This window comes from Dellaglioa sp. CoH-57-MRSF-17 (assembly GCF_056782015.1).
Genome location: NZ_JBXAXY010000021.1, coordinates 1 through 721 on the forward strand (window position 1 = coordinate 1; position 721 = coordinate 721).

Below are 721 nucleotides of genomic sequence, written 5' to 3' on the forward strand. Positions count from 1 at the left end.
CCATCCAGCTTTCGCGCCGGTGCAGGATCGGGGGAGGCACACCATCCTGACCATCAGCCCAAGATACGACTTCTGCCACCAGAAGTGGAGTACCCAATATGTCATTTAGGTTGCCAACAATCGATTCGATGTACACCGACTCGCAGCAGTCTTGATCATGAAACATACGCAGAATTTCACCACCTTCTAGCGTGAACCAGATGTTGCGTTTCGCATCATCCGTGTCAATCGCGACAATGGTGTGGCCGACTAGCGACGACATAATTACGTCGCGCCCTCCATGGATTCGCCAGCTGTAGTCTTCTGCGTACTTCATGATCTGCTCCTTACTGTTTGTGGTGGTTCAGCACCACGTCAACAAAACGCTGACGGTATGCCTCTGGTATTTCTTGGGACACGCGCACCCAGTCGGCCAGAAGCTGCTTAACGGCAAGCGCCGTTTCACGCGGGTCTGATCCGTCAAAGATGGTGGCATCCGTGAAATCCAGACGGGTCTTCTTATTACCAATCTGGAATTGAAACTTGGTGCTGACGCCTACACGCGACACCCGCCCGTACAGGCCCAAGTTCACAAAGGGCTTATTATAACCCGCATGGCTTTGTCTTGTCGAGCAATAAAAGCTGGTGACTCGTACCTGCAACTTGTCAATGATTCGATTTGACATAGCTTAGCGTTTTCTCCACGAGATTGACCACTTCCTTAGGAAGCTTCAGCCCAACC

General features: G+C 51.6%; 2 protein-coding genes. Both read right to left on the reverse strand.

The window, feature by feature from the left end; all coding sequences use genetic code 11:
• A partial coding sequence (locus AC1RPJ_RS07630; RefSeq protein ID WP_481762823.1) for a DUF7448 domain-containing protein occupies positions 1-316 on the reverse strand: 316 nt, incomplete at its 3' end.
• Positions 317-326: 10 nt separating this feature from the next.
• Positions 327-665, reverse strand: a complete 339-nt coding sequence (locus AC1RPJ_RS07635) for a hypothetical protein (protein ID WP_353986023.1) — start codon at positions 663-665, stop codon at positions 327-329.
• Between the last annotated feature and the right edge of the window lie 56 nt (positions 666-721).

What these genes read in the sequence shown, in the direction of transcription:
- AC1RPJ_RS07635 (WP_353986023.1), bottom strand. Translation starts at nt 665, where the DNA reads ATGTCAAATCGAATCATTGACAAGTTGCAGGTACGAGTCACCAGCTTT.